This window comes from Kribbella italica (genome assembly GCF_014205135.1).
Lineage (GTDB): Bacteria > Actinomycetota > Actinomycetes > Propionibacteriales > Kribbellaceae > Kribbella > Kribbella italica.
Genome location: NZ_JACHMY010000001.1, coordinates 7,798,896 through 7,814,827, shown reverse-complemented (window position 1 = coordinate 7,814,827; position 15,932 = coordinate 7,798,896). Strand labels below are relative to the sequence as shown.

Below are 15,932 nucleotides of genomic sequence, written 5' to 3'. Positions count from 1 at the left end.
TGACGACCCGGCGGAGCGACAACGAGGGCATGTCAGATCCCTTCGACAGCATCGGTTGCGGGCGCCTCGCCGTACACGATCAGCTTGACGATCTCCTCGACCGTGCTGTCGGTACGGCGGCGGATGCCGGCCACCCGGCCCAGGTGCATGACCAGGATCCGGTCGGCGGTCTGCCACACCTGCTGGAGGTTGTGGCTGATCAGGATGACGGCCTTGCCCGCGTCCCGCAGGTCGCGGACCAGGCGCAGGACCCGTTCGGACTCCTGGACGCCGAGGGCGGCGGTGGGTTCGTCCATGATCACGATGTCGGCGCCGCCGATCAGGACGCGGGCGATCGCGACGGCCTGCCGCTGCCCGCCGGACAGCAGGTAGATCGGGACCCGGACCGACGGGAGCTGAATGGTGAGGCCGGCCAGGATCCGCTCGGCCTCCCGGTAGATCCGCCGCCGGTCGACGAACGGCCCGCGCCGGAACTCCCTGCCCAGGAACAGGTTCGCGGCCACGTCCCGGGTGTCGACCAGCGCCAGGTCCTGGTAGACCGTCGCGATCCCGGCCGCCGCCGCGTCCGCCGGTTTGCCGAACACCACGTGGTTGCCGCGGACCCGTAGTTCCCCTTCGGTCAGGTCGTAGACGCCGGAGAGGATCTTGATCAGCGTGCTCTTGCCCGCGCCGTTGTCCCCCAGGACCGCGAGCACTTCGCCGGGATGCAGGTCGAACGACACCTGCTCGAGCGCCCGGACGTGGCCGAACACCTTGCCGACGCCGTCCGCGCTGAGCACCGGTGCGGTGGATGTCTGGGTCATCGGGCCCTCCGCCGTTCGGCCGTCGCGCCGAGGACGACGGCGAGAACGAACACCGCGCCCCGGGCGAGTTGCTGGTAGTAGGAACTGACCGACAGCAGCGTCAGCCCGTTGTTCAGGACGCCGATCAGCAGCACACCGGCGAGCGTGCGCTGGATCCGCCCGGACCCGCCGGCCAGCCCGATCCCGCCGAGCAGGACCGCTGTCAGGACGTCGAACTCCGCGCCGTTGGCATAGTTGGGCCCGCCGCTGCTGGACGTCCCGGTGGTGATGATGCCGCCGATGGCCGCCAGGACTCCGGTGGTGACGAACACCCCGGCGTACAGGCGTTTCGTCCGGATGCCGGCGCGCAGGGCGGCGCTCGGGTTCCCGCCGACGCCGTAGATGTGCCAGCCCACCGGGGTGAAGGTGAGGACGACCCAGCCCAGGACGAACACCGTCACCAGGATCCACACGGTCGTCGGTACGCCGAGCGGCCGCAGCTGCAGGAACTCGGGCAGGGTCAGGTCGGTCAGCGGCTTGGTCTGGCCGCCGGTGCTGATCAGCGCGACGCCGCGCAGGACGATGCCCATCGCCAGCGTGGCGATGATCGAGTTGATGCCGACGCCGACCACGAGCACGCTGTTCGCCAGGCCGATCCCGACGCCGACCGCGAGTCCGAGGAGCACGGCGGCCGGCGTACTCCAGCCCAGGCTCTCGATCGCGAGCGACACCACGACGCTGGTCAGCGCGATGTTCGCCCCGACGGTGAGATCGAGCTGACCGGCGATCAGCGCGATCGTCATCCCGGCGGCCAGGACGCCGGTGACCGCCACCGCGGCTCCCACGTTCAGCAGGTTGCGCTGGGTCAGGAAGTACGGCGAGGCCTGGGCGAAGTAGATGACCAAGGCAACCAAGGCGACGTAGATGCCGAGATCGAGCAGGCGGTCGGAGACCCGGCGCTGCCCGGACCGGCCGGACGCAGGGGCCGGACGGCGTGGGTCCAGTACGCCGAGCAGGCCGGCCTTCGCGGTGGTGCCGGTCGTCATTTGGTCTTGTCTTCCGGGTAGAACCGGTCGACGTTCGCCGCGGTCAGCACGCGGCCGACGGCGAACTTGTCGAACGGCTTGCCCATCGCGGTGGCGATCGCGGCCTCGACCCAGTTCCAGCCCTCGGCGTACGGCTGGAAGTCGACGGCGGCGACCAGGACGCCGGCGTTGCTGGGGTCGCGCAACGCCAGCCGCGCGGCGCTGTCCCCGCCGTTGCTGACGGCAAGGATATCGCCTTCCCGGTTGGCCGCCTTGGCGGCGTTGATCGCGCCGACGACCGGCTCGTCGCCGTACGAGACGATCAGGACGGCGTCGTCCGGGTGAGCGGTGAGGAAGTCGTTGAACGTGGCTCCGGCCGACGTGGTCGGGTCCTGTCCCTGCGGGGTGAGCATGACGGTGTTCTCGGCCGGGATCCCCAGCTCGGTCCCGGCGCGGGTGAACGCGGCCTTCACCCGGGCGTCGCACGGTCCGCAGTTCGGTGAGGTCAGGCCGGCCACCAGGACTTTCTTGGTCTTCCAGGCTCCGCTCGTCTTGGCCTTCGCGGCGGCCTTCATCGTGTCCACCGCCAGCGCCCCGACCTGCTGGTCGTCGACGCCGAAGCTCGGCACGTCCTTGAACGAACCGTCGACCAGGACCAGGCGGACGCCGTCCTGCTTGGCCTGGTTGTAGGTGGCGTCGTTCATCGGCTGCGAGCCGACGACGTCCGGCAGCTTCACGGCGAGCTGCTTGTACTGGTCGAGCTGGGTGTCGTACTCGAAGTTCAGGTCGGCCTCGTCGAGGTCGACGCCGTAGTACTTGGCCGCGTCCTTCATCCCGTCCGACCAGGTCGCGAAGAACGGGTAGCTCAGACCCGGGTTCAGGAACGCCAGCCGGTACTTCTTCGGCAGCGTCTTCGGGACGGCGAACAGCGGTTTCACCTGGTAGGTCCCGGTGGCGGCCGCGACCTCCGCCGCGGTGTGGGTGGCCGTGGACGCCGTCGTACCGGCGGAGTCCGACGACCCTTCCTGGTCACCCGCCGAGCAACCGGTCACCACGAGGGTCGCGGCGAGGGCGCCGAGGGCCAGCTGGGTACGTCGCGAGCGCATGGACTCTCCCTTGGGCTTGTTGAAATGTTTCAACAAGCGGATGCTATGGAGGTCCCCGATCGCCGTCAAGACTTCGCAGATCGCCTGTCCGATGGCGGCCAACCACCCTGGACAGCGCTCCGGCGGGCCACCTAGGGTGACCCTTGAAATATTTCAACCAATGCTCTGCTGGGAGCGTGATCGATGGACAGGCCGAAGGTCCTCGCCTACTACTTCCCCGGGTGGCACCGCGATCCCCGCAACGCGCGGTGGTTCGGCGCGGACTGGGACGAGTGGGAGCTGCTGCGCGCGGCGGCACCCCGTTTCGAGGGCCATCGGCAACCAAGGATCCCGCTGGCCGGCTACGTCGACGAGTCGGCGGCCGACGCGGCCGAGGCCCAGATCGACCTCGCCCGGCAGTACGGCGTCGACGGCTTCCTGGTCGACTACTACTGGTACGACGACGGGCCGTACCTGCAGGCCGCCCTGGACGAGGGGCTGCTGTCCGCGGCGAACAGCGACGACGTGGAGTTCGCCCTGATGTGGGCCAACCACGAGCTGCTCGACATCTTCCCGCACGGCGATCCGGCACTCGGCACCCCTCGGGAGCTCAAGCGCGGCGCGATCGACCGCGCGGCGTTCGAGAAGATGGCCCGGCACGTCATCGACAACTACTTCTCCCGGCCGAACTACCTCACCGTCGAGGGCAGGCCGTGGTTCTCGATCTACGAGCTCGGCAACCTGATCACCGGACTCGGCGGCGTGGAGGCGGCGGCCGACGCACTGCGGTGGTTCGACCAGGAGACGCAACGGGCCGGCCATCCCGGCATCCATTGCGACGCCGTGGTCTGGGGGATCGGCGTCCTGCCGGCGGCGATCACGGTGAGCGACCCACGGGAACTCGTGCGGGCGCTGGGGTTTCGCAGCGCCACGTCGTACGTGTGGATCCATCACGCCGACGCGAACGACTTCGACTTCCCGGTCGCCGAGGTCGCACCGTTGCGGGAGGCGGCCTTCGCCGAGTACGAGAAGTACGCCGCGGAGCTCGACGTCCCGTTCTACCCGAACGTGACGGTGGGCTGGGACGCCTCTCCGCGGACCGACCAGTCGCTGCCCTTCGACCGTGGCGGCTACCCGTGGACACCGGTCTGGGACCCGAGTCCTTCGGACTTTCGGGAAGGCCTGCTGCAAGCGAAGGCGTTCCTGGAGCGGCACCGGCCGCCGTACCCGATCGTCACCGTCAACGCCTGGAACGAGTGGACCGAGGGGTCGGCGCTGCTGCCCGACACCCATCACCGGTACGGGTTCCTGGAGATGATCCGGGACGTCTTCGGGCACTAGGATGGGACGGTTGCCGGGCAGGCCGACGTACGGGGTGGTAGTGGCGAAGAACGTGACGATCAAGGACGTGGCGGCCCTGGCCGGCGTCTCGCTCGGCACCGTCTCGAACTACATCAACGGCACCCGGACCGTCTCCCCCGACGCCCGGGCGCGGATCGAACGGGCCATCGACGTGACCCGCTTCGTCCCCAACCGCGCGGTCCGGACCCTGCGCGGCAACCGCACCCACACCGTCGGGCTGCTGGTCCCCGACGCGGGCAACCCGTTCTTCACCGAGATCGCCCGCGGCGTCGAGGACGTCGCCCGCAGCCGCGGCGACGTCCTCGTGTACTGCGACACCGCCGGCGACTCCGAGCGCCAGGCCCTCTACATCCGCAGCCTGGCCGAGATGCGCGTCGGCGGCCTGATCATCTCCGCGACCGCGTCGATGCCCCCCGACCTCGGCGACCTGGAATCAGTCGGTACGCCGATCGTCGTGGTCGGCGGCGAAGGCATGGCGATGAGCACGTCCCGAGTCACCTTCGACCACCACCTCGGCGGCAAACTCGCGATGCAACACGTCCTGGAGCTGGGCCACCGCCAGGTCCTGTTCGCCGGCGGCCCAGGCGGCGAGCTCGTCATCCAGGCCCGCTACCAGGGCGCCCTGGCCGCCATCGAACAGCACGGCTCCGGTGCGGTCCTGCACCGCGTAGACGCCACCGGCCGCAGCCCCCGAGAACGCAGCGAACTGGCCGGCGAGATCATGGCGCTGAGCCCCCGCCCGACCGCGGTCCTCTGCGGCAACGACCTGATCGCGATCGCCATCGTCAACACCCTCATCCGCACCGGCTGGTCGGTCCCCCACGACCTGGCCATCGTCGGCTACGACGACATCACCGACGCCCAGCTCGCCGTCGTTCCCCTGACCACCATCCGGCAACCGGCGTACGAGATCGGCACGTCGGCCGCCGAGCTGCTCTTCGAACGTGCGGACAGCCCGGGCGCACCTCATCGCGAAATCACGTTCACCCCGGAACTCGTCGCCCGCGATTCCTCGCAGCCGTAGGCCTGGGTCACCCTGCGGTGGGTGCCGGTTGCCCAAAGAAGTCGGGGATTCGCCGTATACGGACCTGACGGGTGGGTACCCCCGGCCGGAGGTTCAGATGGCCATGAAGTCGGACCGGTGCCGATCCTGTCGCGGGGGCGGTACGGCAATCCACGGCGGGGCGTCTCGTCCACACGCCCTCTCTGGCCGGCGCCGACCGGCCGGACCATCCCGGAGTGCACCCACCCCAAACTGGCTCTCGGAGCCTGCGCGGTGAACAACGTGATGTCCGGCTCCGCCCGGGACGGATCGTGCCGATGGTTCCCTCACCGTCGGCGCGATTCCGCCCAGTACGGCGTACAGCAGGTAGCTCCCGGGAGACCCTCCCGGATGCAGAAGGCTGTCAAGCCACTGCGCCGGCCGGCTGCAGTCGTGCTCGGAGGCGGGTGAGGATCTTGGACAGCAGGCGCGAGACCTGCACCTGACTGATCCCCAGCTCACGCCCGATGTCGACCTGCCGCCAGTTCTCGACGAAGGCGAGTTCGAGAAGGCGCCGATCCCGCGCGCTGAGGTCGTCGATCAACGGGCCCAGCTGGTCGATCGTTTCGAACCGGCGCAGGCGGGGATCCTCTGTGTCCGCGACCAGGTCGAGCAGCGACAGCGCACCGTCCCCAGGGCCGGCTGGCCGGTCCAGCGAAAGCACGGTGAAGCAGCCCCTGGCGGCCTCGGCCTCGCGCACCTCGCCACTGTCCACACCGAGCCACTCGGCGACTTCTCCCGGTGTGGGCTGACGGCCCAGCTCCTGCGCCAGCAACGGCCGCGCGTGGGCGATCTTGCCTTGCAGCTCCTGCAACCGGCGGGGAATGCGGACCGCCCAGCCGCAGTCGCGGAAGAACCGCTTCACCTCGCCGCGGATCGTCGGTACGGCGTACCCGATGAACGGCACGCCGTCAGTGATCCGGTAGCCGCGGACCGCCTTCGTCAGACCGAGGCACGCGACCTGCTCGAGGTCGTCGTCCTCGGCGCCACGCCCCCGGAAGCACCGCGCGATCGCACGCGCGACCTCGAGATTGAGCTCGACGGCCAGCTCCAGCAGCTGCTGACGTTCGAGGTCGTCGGCCGCTTCGGCCCGAGCCCGCAGCAACTCCTGCGTCGCTGCTTCTCGCAGCGCACGCTGCCGAGCCGACGAACAGCTGGCGGGAACAACTGTTTGATCGAATTCTTCGCTGAGCACGGCTGTGGACGTCGCCACCGCGAGAGCGGCGAAACTCTTGCTGGTCTCGGTCGAGATCGTTGCCGGCACACAAGCCGCCTTGGGCACAGTCGAGGACGAACTGGCTGCCGAGGTCTAGGGCAACGTGCACTTCACTGCCTTCGAGAAAACCAGAAGGCGGTGCGTTGCACAAGATCGCGTCAGCTCGGTGGGTACTGCCGGTCTTTCAAGAGCCGCGCGAGATGAGCCGCGTTCGCCGCCAGCGTCTTGGTGGCCGCACCGGTGGTGTCCGGCTTGGGACCCGCCTCGTTGTAGTCGACCTTGCCCATCGCCTCACCGACCCAGTACGTCGAACCGCCGGCAGCGACGCTGAACCCCACGTCGTTCAGCCCCTGCAGCAACTCCGCCGTGACATGGTGAGCCCCGTCCTCATTACCGACCACCGCAACCGCCGCGACCTTGCCGAAGGTCAGCATCCGCCCCTCGTCGTCGGTCTCGGCCAACTCGGCATCCAGCCGCTCCAGGACAAGCTTCGCGACACTCGACGGCTGCCCCATCCAGATCGGCGTCGCCATCACCAGGATGTCCGCGGCGAGAACCTTCTCCCGGATCCCCGGCCACTCGTCCCCGTCCCCCTCATCGGTCGACACCCCGAACCTGACCGTGTGGTCGACGATCCGCACCACCTCACCATCGGTGTCGTGATCAGCCAGTGCCGCCAGCACCTCCCGACCAAGCAACTCCGAACTCGAAGGAGCCGGCGACTTCTTGAGCGAACACCCGAGAACCACCGCGCGAAGAGTTGTCATGAGTTCCTTTCCGAACCGATCGTTGCTGTCCGCACCCAGGTACCCGGTTTCCGTAGCGAATCACGCTCCCCTGGGGACGACCCGTCACAGAAGGGTTTGCTGGCCGACCGGTCCCCGCTCGAACGCCTGTTTCCGCACGGGTACCGGGGCGCTCGAACAACGAGGAGCGAACATGCGAGTACCACCTGCACGGGGACCCCTGAGTGGCTGGGTGGCCGGACGGCTCGGAGGCGGTCAAGAGCCACCTCCAGCGGTCGGACAGCTCGAGCCGTGGAACGACGCCGACTTCCAGCTGGCGTTGTGGTGCTGCTACGAGCTGAACTATCGCGGGTTCGACGGCGTCGCCGCGGAGGCCGAGTGGGATCCGGACCTCCTGGCGTTCCGGGCACAGCTCGAACGGCGGTGGTCGGACTGGCTCCGGCAGACCTGGTGGCCCCAGGCAACAGACGACCCGGTGTCGAAGCAGTTGCGCGCGTTGGTCGACGCCGATGACGGACCGCCGCTGGCGGCCCATCTGCACCGGCACGCGGATCTTCCACAGTTCGCCGAGTTCGTCATGAACCGCTCGGTCTACCAGCTCAAGGAAGCCGACCCTCACAGCTTCGGCATTCCTCGCCTGGACGGCGCCACCAAGGCCGCACTCGTGGAGATCCAGGCCGACGAGTACGGCGGCGGCCGTCCCGAGCGGATGCACGCCGAGCTCTTCCGGACGACGATGCGCTGGCTACGCCTCGACGACACCTACGGCCACTACGTCCCCGACGTACCGGCCGTGACCCTGGCGGTCTCGAACGTCATGTCACTCTTCGCGCTGCACGGCCGTTGGATCGGCGCACTGCTCGGGCACCTGGCCGCGCTCGAGATGACCTCGACCCTGCCGAACCGCCGGTACGCCGCCGGCGCGACCCGACTGGGCGCGCGACAGGACCAGGCCGGATACTTCACCGAACACGTCGAGGCCGACGCCGTTCACGAACAGATCGCGGCTCACGACCTGTGCGACTCCTTCGCCGCCGACCATCCGGACGCGAAGGCCGACATCCTCTTCGGCGCCGCCTGCTCCCTGGGCATCGACAACCTGTTCGCCACCCACCTCCTGACCACCTGGAACACCCTGCCCGACCATGCCGAGGCGCGCGGACCTGTCCGATCGGCGTGAGCGCGGGTACCGGAGGCTCCTTCAGCTCACTGGAGGTGTCTCATGTCGACCAATCCCATCCCACCGTTCCCTCCGGGACTCCCCGACCCGGACCCCGACAACCCCGATGCTGATCCCGCGGGCCCACGGCAACGACGCAACCTGTCGGTTACCGCTCGATGATGTCCGCGGCTCTGCGCGTCGGCGTACGCCACTGCGGCGTAGACCCCGACCAGACCGACCTGCTCGGACCGGGCGGCAGTCGTGCACAAGTTTCGGTCTCCGGCTTCGGTCCCTGGGGTACCGGGGCGCTCGAAGTCGAGATCACCGAAACGAAGAGGGTGCACCAGCATGGCCGAACACACCGAACAGGTCACTCGGGTTGCCGAGATGGTCGAACGAGCCCAGAGCTGCATGCTCACCACGATGACCCTCGACGGCCGGCACCACGCGCGGCCGATGGCGGTGCAGGAGGTCGAGTTCGACGGCGACCTGTGGTTCTTCGCCTACTCCGACTCGGCGAAAGTGGCCGATGCGCTGGCCAATCCGCAGGTGAACGTGTCGTTCGCCAACGACAAGGACGCCGAGTGGACCTCGATCACCGGGACCGTCGAGGTCGTCGAGGACCGCCAGAAGGCCGAGGAACTGTGGTCGGCGCCGCTGAAGATCTGGTTCCCGGACGGCCCCGGAACTCCCGGTCTGGTGCTGCTCAAGGTGCACGCCGAGGGCGCGGAGTACTGGGACGGTCCGAGCAGCAAGGTCGCGCGGATGTTCGGGGCGGTCCGTGCGGCTGTCTCCGGCGACCCGGACAAGTTCCCCGCCGACAACGAAAAAGTAGACCTGAGCGACAGGAGCAACCGATGAGCAACACCACCGAGTCCGTCGACGTCGATGTCGACGTCACCACCGCCTACAACCAGTGGACCCAGTTCGAGTCCTTCCCGCAGTTCATGGACGGCGTCGACGAGATCCGTCAGACCGACGACACCCACACGCACTGGAAGACGAGCATCGGCGGCGTGACCCGGGAGTTCGACGCCACCATCACCGAGCAGCACCCCGACGAGCGGGTCGCCTGGAAGTCCGTCGACGGCACCAGCCACGCCGGCGTGATCACCTTCCACCGTCTCGCCGAGAGCAAGACCCGGGTCACCGCGCAGATCGACATCGATCCCGAAGGCATCGCCGAGACGGTCGCCGACAAGACCGGCGTCATCTCGCGACGGATCAAAGCAGACATGACCCGCTTCAAGGCCTTCATCGAGGCTCGTGGTTCCGAGACCGGCTCCTGGCGGGGAGACGTCAGCCCGGGCACACGATGACCTCGCGACGGCGTGCGTGGTCCGCTCCCGGCCGGCCTACTCGCCGTCGCGCTCGCGCTGGCCGGTCCGACCGTCTGATCCCCGTTCTCTTCAGGGGCGGCGTGATCCTGGCGAAACGCAGCACCCGAGCGTCCACCGATGGGCCTCGCCATGGCTGACACCACGTTCCGTCGGGGCGACCAGGTCGAATGGGACAGTCACGGCGGTACGGCGCGCGGCACGGTGGAGAAGAAGCTCACCGAACGGACCCACGCCGGCAAGCGCACCGTCGACGCCTCACCCGAGGAGCCGCAGTACTTGGTCCGCAGCGAGAAGTCGGGACGGACCGCGGTCCACAAACCGTCGGCGCTCCGCCGCATCAGCGACTGAATCACCCTCCGGGCAGCCATCGCCTGCTCGGTTCGACAGTTCGATGTCGGCGAAGTCGGGGATACCGACCACCATCGCGTCGCCCTCACGTGGTCGCGAGATCGCGGCCACGTGAGGGCCTGATCCCCTGCCGCAAGTCGCGAACCAGGTCGTCATGCCGGCCCGTGCTGCCCTACCCCGCGTTCCCTTTCGATCGCGGGGCGACTCTCGGGTACTCAGGCCGCGTTTTCCGTCGAGCTCAGGCGTTCCCGCAAGCCGGCGAGAATCTTGGCGAGCAGTCGTGAGACCTGCATCTGGCTGATCCCCAGGTCCTGGCCGATGTCGACCTGGCGCCAGTTCTCGACGAAGGCGAGTTCGAGGATGCGTTGGTCCCGAGGGACGAGTTCGCTGACCAACGGGCCCAGTTGGTCGATCGTGTCGATCCGGCGCAGGTGCGGATCCTCGTCGTCCGCAACGACGTCGGCCAGGCGCAGCTCGCCGTCGTCGCCGCCGACCCGCCGGTCCAGCGACAACACGGTGAAGCAACCTCTCGCCGCGTCGGCTTGGCGCACTTCGCCGCAGTCCACGCCGAGTCGCTCGGCAAGTTCCTCCGTCGTGGGCTCCCGGCCCAGCTCCTGCACCAGCAACGGCAAGGCGCGGGAGATCCTGCCCTGCAGCTCCTGCAGCCGACGGGGAATGCGAACCGTCCAGCTGCAGTCGCGGAAGAACCGCTTCACCTCACCACGAATGGTCGGTACGGCGTACCCGATGAACGGCACCCCGGTTTCCGGGCGGTAGTTCGTGACCGCCTTCATCAGCCCGAGGCAAGCGACCTGCTCGAGGTCGTCGTCCTCGGCTCCGCGACCGCGGAAGCGCCGCGCGATCCCGCGGGCGATCTCCAGGTTGAGCTCGACGGCCTCCTCCAGGAGACGCCGCCGCTTATCGTTGTCATCGGCAACAGATCTGGCCTGCAGCAGCTCCTGCGTCGCTGCCTCCCGCAGCGCACGTTGCCGGGGCGACGAACAGTTGACGGGTACGACGGATCGATCGGCTTCTGGTGAGAAATGCACGAGCGTGACCTCTCGAGGTGTAAGTCACGGCGCGGCCGCATCTCCGGACCGCGGTCGAGAACCACAGGGGCTGCCGAGGTCTGGGGCAACTCTCGATAGTGGCCGTCCCGCAATCGACAGCCACTCCAGCCACCGTAGCCGAGCCGATCCGACAACGGGCGTTTGCATAAGTTTCGACGAAGTTCGCCGGCAGTCCCGGATGGATTCCGCTGAGCACCGGGACGTGCGACCGACCTGAGGGCCGGGCGGTGCCGCTGCGGCGTACGCCCAGATCAGAGAGCCGGTGAGGGGACTCGAACCCCTAACCCCCGCTTTCTCGGACCAGGCTTGTCATCATTGGGCGACAACACTCGTTGCCGCCCGTGACTTGCATGTATGCGCATCGAGGCATGCGGCCGGATGCCAGAAGTTGCTGCTGATTGCCATTGAAAGCGGTGAGTTATCCGGTGAGTGCATCAGCCCCGAAGGCCTGCACCGATCTCACGAGCGAGCCACGCGTTCGAGCATTTCGCTCAGCTCGAGGCTTGAGGGCCGGAGGCAACGATCTCGACGCCGTTGCCGAACGCGACCCGATCTTTGATCTTCCGCGCCAACGGCAGTGGATGACGGTCGGACCATGCGGCGTCGGCGTTGGTGGCGCCGTTCACCGTGACGCAGCAGTTCGACGCGATGCCCTTCCACGGGCACAACAACTTGGTCGACCTGGGCGTGACCTACTCCACCCGAAGCGCTGAGGCCGGGAAGTCGTAGTTACCATCGACGACCACGGGGTCGTCGCTCTCCGCGAGCACTGCACCGTTCCACAGAGCACGCATCATCATCCTTCGGCCACCCTCCATGCAGTCCAAGAACACAACGCCGGAACCCCTGGACGACCAGAAGACGCTCCCGAGAGCGCAGGATCAGGCGGCTCTCGGCCTGGTTGGATGCGGCGCTGGTTGTATTCGCAGGGGCCGTCGGATAAGGGCTTGCGATCGCGAGTGTCTGCTCGTCGTCGCCGATCATGGACAGGCCGCGGAGGGCGATGCCGAAGTGGGCAGCTTCTGGCGCGTCATACCGGTCGTCGTCGAGGTCTGTTTCCTGGACGATGCCGTCGATGGTCCACGAGGAGCGGATCGGTGAGGTCGTAGTGGCGCGGGATCGTTTCGAAGCTGCAGTCGTTGCCGTGGTGGCCGAAGTGCGAGGCGCGCATATCGAACGCGGGCGGCCCACGTCCGTTCGACATCCAGTCTCCGACGCGCGAGCTGCCGTTCTCGGCGGGGCAGTGGGACACTCTCGGCATGGTTCTGCGACTGATCCGGCGCGTGTCTGATCCCGAGGCGTTTCAGCCTCCGTTCGATGACCGCGCAGGTTTCAACGAGGACTGGTGGGTTTACCGGCAGGTGAACGGCGAGAGCAACGATTGGTGGTCGATCACCGATGAAACCGGCGAGGACGTTGCTCGGGCCGAGATCGACGTCGAGTCGACCTCCGGAGACGCCTATGGCGTCCACGCCCCACCCGGAGGCTTCACCGAGATCGAGTTCTTCGAGGTGCGTGCAGATCGGCGCCGCACCGGTATCGGCACCGGCGCGATCCACCTCCTCACCCAGGCCTACACCGACCGAACTTTCGCGGCGTTCTCCGAGGATGCCGACATATTCTGGGCCGCGCTCGGCTGGACTGGGTACGCCCATCCGACCGATCCGACCTACCGCACGCTGTTCATCAGCGAGTAGGTATCGCTCCCTGGGGAGCGGGCGGTCAGCGTTCCTCACGACCGGTCACTCCCCTTGGAGCCGGCTGGCAGCCACACCGACAGAGGCCGAAGTCCGCCACGTCTAGGTGCTCGGCTGGACGAGGTTGCGTGAGCACATACCCTCCAGATCGCCCCGCCCTTATCGCTCCTGCCCCGGCCGCCACGGCTCCGTTGACACTGCCGCGGTCCGGGCCGCCTGGCCAGCCGGAGCGAACATCGGCATCGCCTCCTGGATCGTCGGCATCGACCTGGACCGCCACACAGGTGGCAGTGCGGACGCCGGCGCCGACGGCGTGATCCGGTTCGACCACCTGTGCCGGCGGTGGGATCAGCGGCGGCCGGTCAGGCCCGAGGTGTGCACGCCGCAGGACGGCTGGCAACTGGTGTTCAGGGTCTCGCCCGGCCTGAGCGTTGCCTCGGTGGCCGGCGGCACCTCCCGGCTCAGACCAGGCATCGACATCCGCGGCCCCGGGCGCACTCGGTGGCTACCTCGCAGGTCCCGGATCGATCGTCGACGGCCGCGAGTACGTGATCGACGTCGACGTCCCGGTCGCGCTACTGCCGGCCTGGCTGGCAGCTCTCATCGGCAGTCGCTGATTCAGGGCGCAGGGCTGGTCGCCGTACACGAAACCTCATTGGGAAGGCAGTCTGTAACGATTCGTTGCGCTGGGCCGATACCCATAGGGCGGGACCTAGGGGGCCAGTTAATGAACAGCAAGAAGAAAAACGAGAAGAGCAAGAAGCAGCGAACGAAGGCAACTCGAAAACGGCGCAAGTGGCTGTTTGGCGGGGCTGGCGGAGCCGCCCTTCTAGCCATCGGGGCATGGGTAGCCGGAACACTTTCGGGCGCGTCGGAACAGTTGGTGCCGGTCGGCCCGGTGGTGGACAAGGTAGCTACCTCAGACGCCATCAAGGTTGAGAAGGTGTACTTCGACAGAGATTGGCCGATGGCGTTCGAGGACGTCAGCAAGGCCGAGAGGTTCGCGCAGCAGGTGAACTCCGGAAGCAACCGAGGAACCAGCCCGGTTCCTGACGGTGGAGTTCCAGCCGTTCGGACCAATCCAGCGGTCGTTTACCTGCGCGGGAACCGCGAGCAAACCATCACCATCACCAACATCCGCATCGATCCGATCGAGAAAATGCCCGCCATCACCAAGGCCCTGGTCTGCCCACTAATCGAGAAGGGCGGGGGCGGTGATCTCGAGCTGCTGGATTTCGATCTCGACAGCGCACAGCTCGTAGGGCATGTAATGACGGCAGACGGGAAAGCCACCAGCACTCCCTACTTCTTCAGGCGAATGGTGACTCTGGCCAAGAACGAGAAGCTCGGCTTCCTGCTGAACTTCCACACTGATGAACACCACGTCAGGTTCAGCGTGACCGTCGACTACCAGTACGGGTCCAACGAACGCGGCTCAATCAAGGTCGACGACCACGGCAAGCCGTTCGAATTCACCCCGCTCAAGCGCAAGGACTCCGCCCGCCTCTGGATCGTCGATCCCAGCGGTTCTCATGTCAACGAGGTCGACGCTCGCACCGATGACACTCCGGTGACGAACTGTTGAGCCCCCGGAAGGCTGAAGGATCAACAGCCGACCGCGCGAGCACGGGCAGCGCGCGTCTGCGGCTTGCTGGCGGCGCCGTACCAGACCGGAACTGCGCCCGATGCACCGCCCCGGGCGGGCGCGATCCGGCAGCTGTGCAGCGATCACCCCAGCCCGGGCAGCCGGCCGACTAGTTGGGGCTGCCCATGCTGTCTCGTACTAGCTACGTGGAGGGAATCGCAGTGGCGTGTAGAACGCGGCGGCGTTGAGACCACGGGCCAGACGAGTCAACAGGCGTAGCGTTACCTCGCCTGCCTCGTCGGCCAACTGTCCGGTGGTCGCCGTGGTCTGGCTCATGTATTCGCTGGCCTGGAAGCCGCGGAACGTCGACATACCGCTGTTCGTGGCGGTGGCCAGGCGGGTGCCGGTGATGAAGATGCCAAGCCGCCACTCGCCGCTGTAGCCGAGGTAGGTCTCGGCCAGGTGGGCCACGAGCACGCACCACGTGTGTACGAACCGGGCCCACGTGACTCTGCAGATCGATGCGCCCCGGATCTGCGGCTGATGGTGTCGTGCTGCGCACGTCGACCTCGCGGCGGCGCTGGTCATGCCAGTACGGCGGGGCGACGGCTGAGCCGCAGGCGACCATGACCGCCCCTTCGTTGCGCATGAGGAGCCTCAGGTGGTCTCGTTCGGTCACCGCAGGGTCCGCGGCTCGATCCCGTGTCGCGAGGAGGAGTCCGTCCGGGTGCGGCACCGATGTGCGGAGGCTCCGGAACGTCGGGGCTAGGTGGTCATGCTGAGGGCCGAGAACGGTGCGCCAGAGTTCGCCGGGATCGAGGTCGACGGCCGCGGTCTCATCGAGAGGCACCGGGACCCGCTCGGCGGCTGGCTCGGCGAGCAAGTAGAGGTGGCCGTTGGCTCGCTCGTCGGCGGGCCATGTGTCGAACTCCTCGTCCGCGAGCGCGCGGAGGCGCTGCTCGAAGTCTTCTGTGCGTTGGTCTCGATCACGCAGGAGGAGCCGGACGTACGAGTCGCCCATGGCCTGTTTACCCTGGGCGTTGCGGTGCCAGTAACGGGTATCGGCCATCTGCGGCGCGGTCTGAGACGCGGGGACCGTCACGACCAGGACTGCCCTATCCGGATCATCAGGATGATGGAACGGCGGCGCGATCGTGACCTGCAGTGGAGGGCTGATCCGGCTGCCAGCCACCTGGGTGATCCGGTCTGCGAGCCCCTTGAGCGGAGCTCCGACGATGTCATGGGTCTTGTCCTGGACACCGATGATCAAGACACCACCGTCAACGCTCAGTGAAGCCAGGTCGCGGGCCAGCTCACTGTTGGCCGAAGTCCCGGCGGGGACGTTTTCCTTGAGCTCGACCCACTGGTTCTCGTGGAAGACGCCCGCTTCGGCCGCCGTGACCAGATCACTCCAACTGGCGATCGATACTCTGGGCCGATTGGGGCCGAGGTAGAACGATCGGGACCGCATG

Annotated in this window: 16 protein-coding genes and 3 pseudogenes; 9 read left to right on the top strand and 10 right to left on the bottom strand. The window is 67.6% G+C overall.

Going from position 1 to position 15,932, the window contains the following annotated elements; translation table 11 throughout:
- Nucleotides 1-32 precede the first annotated feature (32 nt).
- Genes HDA39_RS36615 through HDA39_RS36605 form a run of 3 tightly spaced genes read right to left on the bottom strand, consistent with a single transcriptional unit; the run spans nt 33 to nt 2,913 of the window.
- Nucleotides 33-803 carry an ATP-binding cassette domain-containing protein gene (locus HDA39_RS36615; RefSeq protein ID WP_184803147.1) on the bottom strand — a complete coding sequence of 257 codons (771 nt, stop codon included), beginning with the start codon at nt 801-803 and terminating at the stop codon, nt 33-35.
- The gene (locus HDA39_RS36610) at nt 800-1,828 is read right to left on the bottom strand and encodes an ABC transporter permease (RefSeq protein ID WP_184803145.1); all 1,029 of its coding nucleotides are present in this window, start codon (nt 1,826-1,828) and stop codon (nt 800-802) included. Before HDA39_RS36610 ends, HDA39_RS36615 begins: the two co-directional genes overlap by 4 nt.
- Nucleotides 1,825-2,913, bottom strand: coding sequence for a sugar ABC transporter substrate-binding protein (locus HDA39_RS36605; protein ID WP_184803143.1), 1,089 nt, complete (start codon nt 2,911-2,913; stop codon nt 1,825-1,827). Before HDA39_RS36605 ends, HDA39_RS36610 begins: the two co-directional genes overlap by 4 nt.
- Nucleotides 2,914-3,096: 183 nt before the next feature.
- Between HDA39_RS36605 and HDA39_RS36600 the strand changes: the two genes are divergently transcribed.
- Both HDA39_RS36600 and HDA39_RS36595 read left to right on the top strand, forming a co-directional pair.
- The gene (locus tag HDA39_RS36600) at nt 3,097-4,233 is read left to right on the top strand and encodes a glycoside hydrolase family 99-like domain-containing protein (RefSeq protein WP_184803141.1); all 1,137 of its coding nucleotides are present in this window, start codon (nt 3,097-3,099) and stop codon (nt 4,231-4,233) included.
- 10 nt (nt 4,234-4,243) lie between these two features.
- The gene (locus HDA39_RS36595; RefSeq protein WP_184803139.1) at nt 4,244-5,278 is read left to right on the top strand and encodes a LacI family DNA-binding transcriptional regulator; all 1,035 of its coding nucleotides are present in this window, start codon (nt 4,244-4,246) and stop codon (nt 5,276-5,278) included.
- Between the two features lie 382 nt (nt 5,279-5,660).
- On the opposite strand, the gene HDA39_RS36590 is transcribed toward HDA39_RS36595, so the two are convergent.
- Entirely contained in the window at nt 5,661-6,560 is a 900-nt protein-coding gene (locus tag HDA39_RS36590; RefSeq protein WP_337926045.1) for a sigma-70 family RNA polymerase sigma factor, read from the bottom strand.
- A gap of 110 nt (nt 6,561-6,670) precedes the next feature.
- Nucleotides 6,671-7,279 (bottom strand): flavodoxin family protein, encoded by a 609-nt coding sequence (locus tag HDA39_RS36585; protein ID WP_184803137.1) that lies wholly within the window; start codon nt 7,277-7,279, stop codon nt 6,671-6,673.
- A gap of 172 nt (nt 7,280-7,451) precedes the next feature.
- On the opposite strand from HDA39_RS36585, the gene HDA39_RS36580 reads away from it, so the two are divergent.
- The 4 genes from HDA39_RS36580 to HDA39_RS36565 all read left to right on the top strand — a co-directional run bounded on the left by HDA39_RS36580 (nt 7,452) and on the right by HDA39_RS36565 (nt 10,108).
- Nucleotides 7,452-8,438, top strand: coding sequence for an iron-containing redox enzyme family protein (locus tag HDA39_RS36580; protein WP_184803135.1), 987 nt, complete (start codon nt 7,452-7,454; stop codon nt 8,436-8,438).
- Nucleotides 8,439-8,768: 330 nt separating this feature from the next.
- Complete coding sequence (locus HDA39_RS36575) at nt 8,769-9,281, top strand: pyridoxamine 5'-phosphate oxidase family protein (protein ID WP_184803133.1); 513 nt, start codon at nt 8,769-8,771, stop codon at nt 9,279-9,281.
- A complete protein-coding gene (locus HDA39_RS36570) occupies nt 9,278-9,739 on the top strand; it encodes an SRPBCC family protein (protein WP_184803131.1) in 462 nt (153 codons plus the stop codon). Before HDA39_RS36575 ends, HDA39_RS36570 begins: the two co-directional genes overlap by 4 nt.
- 150 nt (nt 9,740-9,889) lie before the next feature.
- Nucleotides 9,890-10,108 carry a hypervirulence associated TUDOR domain-containing protein gene (locus HDA39_RS36565; protein WP_184803129.1) on the top strand — a complete coding sequence of 73 codons (219 nt, stop codon included), beginning with the start codon at nt 9,890-9,892 and terminating at the stop codon, nt 10,106-10,108.
- 215 nt (nt 10,109-10,323) lie between these two features.
- Here HDA39_RS36565 and HDA39_RS36560 read toward each other — a convergent pair whose 3' ends face one another.
- From HDA39_RS36560 to HDA39_RS44175, 3 genes and pseudogenes are all read right to left on the bottom strand, one after another.
- A complete protein-coding gene (locus tag HDA39_RS36560; RefSeq protein ID WP_184803127.1) occupies nt 10,324-11,157 on the bottom strand; it encodes a sigma-70 family RNA polymerase sigma factor in 834 nt (277 codons plus the stop codon).
- A gap of 512 nt (nt 11,158-11,669) precedes the next feature.
- Nucleotides 11,670-11,852: pseudogene (locus tag HDA39_RS41990) on the bottom strand (DUF427 domain-containing protein); the annotation flags it as partial.
- 356 nt (nt 11,853-12,208) lie between these two features.
- Nucleotides 12,209-12,349 carry a hypothetical protein gene (locus HDA39_RS44175; RefSeq protein WP_420488807.1) on the bottom strand — a complete coding sequence of 47 codons (141 nt, stop codon included), beginning with the start codon at nt 12,347-12,349 and terminating at the stop codon, nt 12,209-12,211.
- 88 nt (nt 12,350-12,437) lie between these two features.
- Here HDA39_RS44175 and HDA39_RS36545 point away from each other — a divergent pair, with 88 nt between their 5' ends.
- The 3 genes and pseudogenes from HDA39_RS36545 to HDA39_RS42815 all read left to right on the top strand — a co-directional run bounded on the left by HDA39_RS36545 (nt 12,438) and on the right by HDA39_RS42815 (nt 14,460).
- Complete coding sequence (locus tag HDA39_RS36545; RefSeq protein WP_184803125.1) at nt 12,438-12,875, top strand: hypothetical protein; 438 nt, start codon at nt 12,438-12,440, stop codon at nt 12,873-12,875.
- A gap of 106 nt (nt 12,876-12,981) precedes the next feature.
- Nucleotides 12,982-13,326, top strand: a pseudogene (locus tag HDA39_RS44170) (bifunctional DNA primase/polymerase); the annotation flags it as partial.
- A gap of 276 nt (nt 13,327-13,602) precedes the next feature.
- The gene (locus HDA39_RS42815; protein WP_238356239.1) at nt 13,603-14,460 is read left to right on the top strand and encodes a hypothetical protein; all 858 of its coding nucleotides are present in this window, start codon (nt 13,603-13,605) and stop codon (nt 14,458-14,460) included.
- 198 nt (nt 14,461-14,658) lie between these two features.
- Here HDA39_RS42815 and HDA39_RS42810 read toward each other — a convergent pair whose 3' ends face one another.
- Nucleotides 14,659-14,931: a hypothetical protein gene (locus HDA39_RS42810; RefSeq protein ID WP_238356238.1), complete on the bottom strand. Its 273-nt coding sequence runs from the start codon at nt 14,929-14,931 to the stop codon at nt 14,659-14,661.
- A 607-nt stretch (nt 14,932-15,538) separates the two neighbouring features.
- Nucleotides 15,539-15,931 (bottom strand): annotated as a pseudogene (locus HDA39_RS44165) (AlbA family DNA-binding domain-containing protein); the annotation flags it as partial.
- Nucleotide 15,932: the final 1 nt, after the last annotated feature.

What these genes read in the sequence shown, in the direction of transcription:
- HDA39_RS36580 (WP_184803135.1), top strand. Translation starts at nt 7,452, where the DNA reads ATGCGAGTACCACCTGCACGGGGACCCCTGAGTGGCTGGGTGGCCGGA.
- HDA39_RS36610 (WP_184803145.1), bottom strand. Translation starts at nt 1,828, where the DNA reads ATGACGACCGGCACCACCGCGAAGGCCGGCCTGCTCGGCGTACTGGAC.
- HDA39_RS36565 (WP_184803129.1), top strand. Translation starts at nt 9,890, where the DNA reads ATGGCTGACACCACGTTCCGTCGGGGCGACCAGGTCGAATGGGACAGT.
- HDA39_RS36605 (WP_184803143.1), bottom strand. Translation starts at nt 2,913, where the DNA reads ATGCGCTCGCGACGTACCCAGCTGGCCCTCGGCGCCCTCGCCGCGACC.
- HDA39_RS44175 (WP_420488807.1), bottom strand. Translation starts at nt 12,349, where the DNA reads ATGCGCGCCTCGCACTTCGGCCACCACGGCAACGACTGCAGCTTCGAA.
- HDA39_RS36585 (WP_184803137.1), bottom strand. Translation starts at nt 7,279, where the DNA reads ATGACAACTCTTCGCGCGGTGGTTCTCGGGTGTTCGCTCAAGAAGTCG.
- HDA39_RS36570 (WP_184803131.1), top strand. Translation starts at nt 9,278, where the DNA reads ATGAGCAACACCACCGAGTCCGTCGACGTCGATGTCGACGTCACCACC.
- HDA39_RS42815 (WP_238356239.1), top strand. Translation starts at nt 13,603, where the DNA reads ATGAACAGCAAGAAGAAAAACGAGAAGAGCAAGAAGCAGCGAACGAAG.
- HDA39_RS36575 (WP_184803133.1), top strand. Translation starts at nt 8,769, where the DNA reads ATGGCCGAACACACCGAACAGGTCACTCGGGTTGCCGAGATGGTCGAA.
- HDA39_RS36545 (WP_184803125.1), top strand. Translation starts at nt 12,438, where the DNA reads ATGGTTCTGCGACTGATCCGGCGCGTGTCTGATCCCGAGGCGTTTCAG.
- HDA39_RS36615 (WP_184803147.1), bottom strand. Translation starts at nt 803, where the DNA reads ATGACCCAGACATCCACCGCACCGGTGCTCAGCGCGGACGGCGTCGGC.
- HDA39_RS36600 (WP_184803141.1), top strand. Translation starts at nt 3,097, where the DNA reads ATGGACAGGCCGAAGGTCCTCGCCTACTACTTCCCCGGGTGGCACCGC.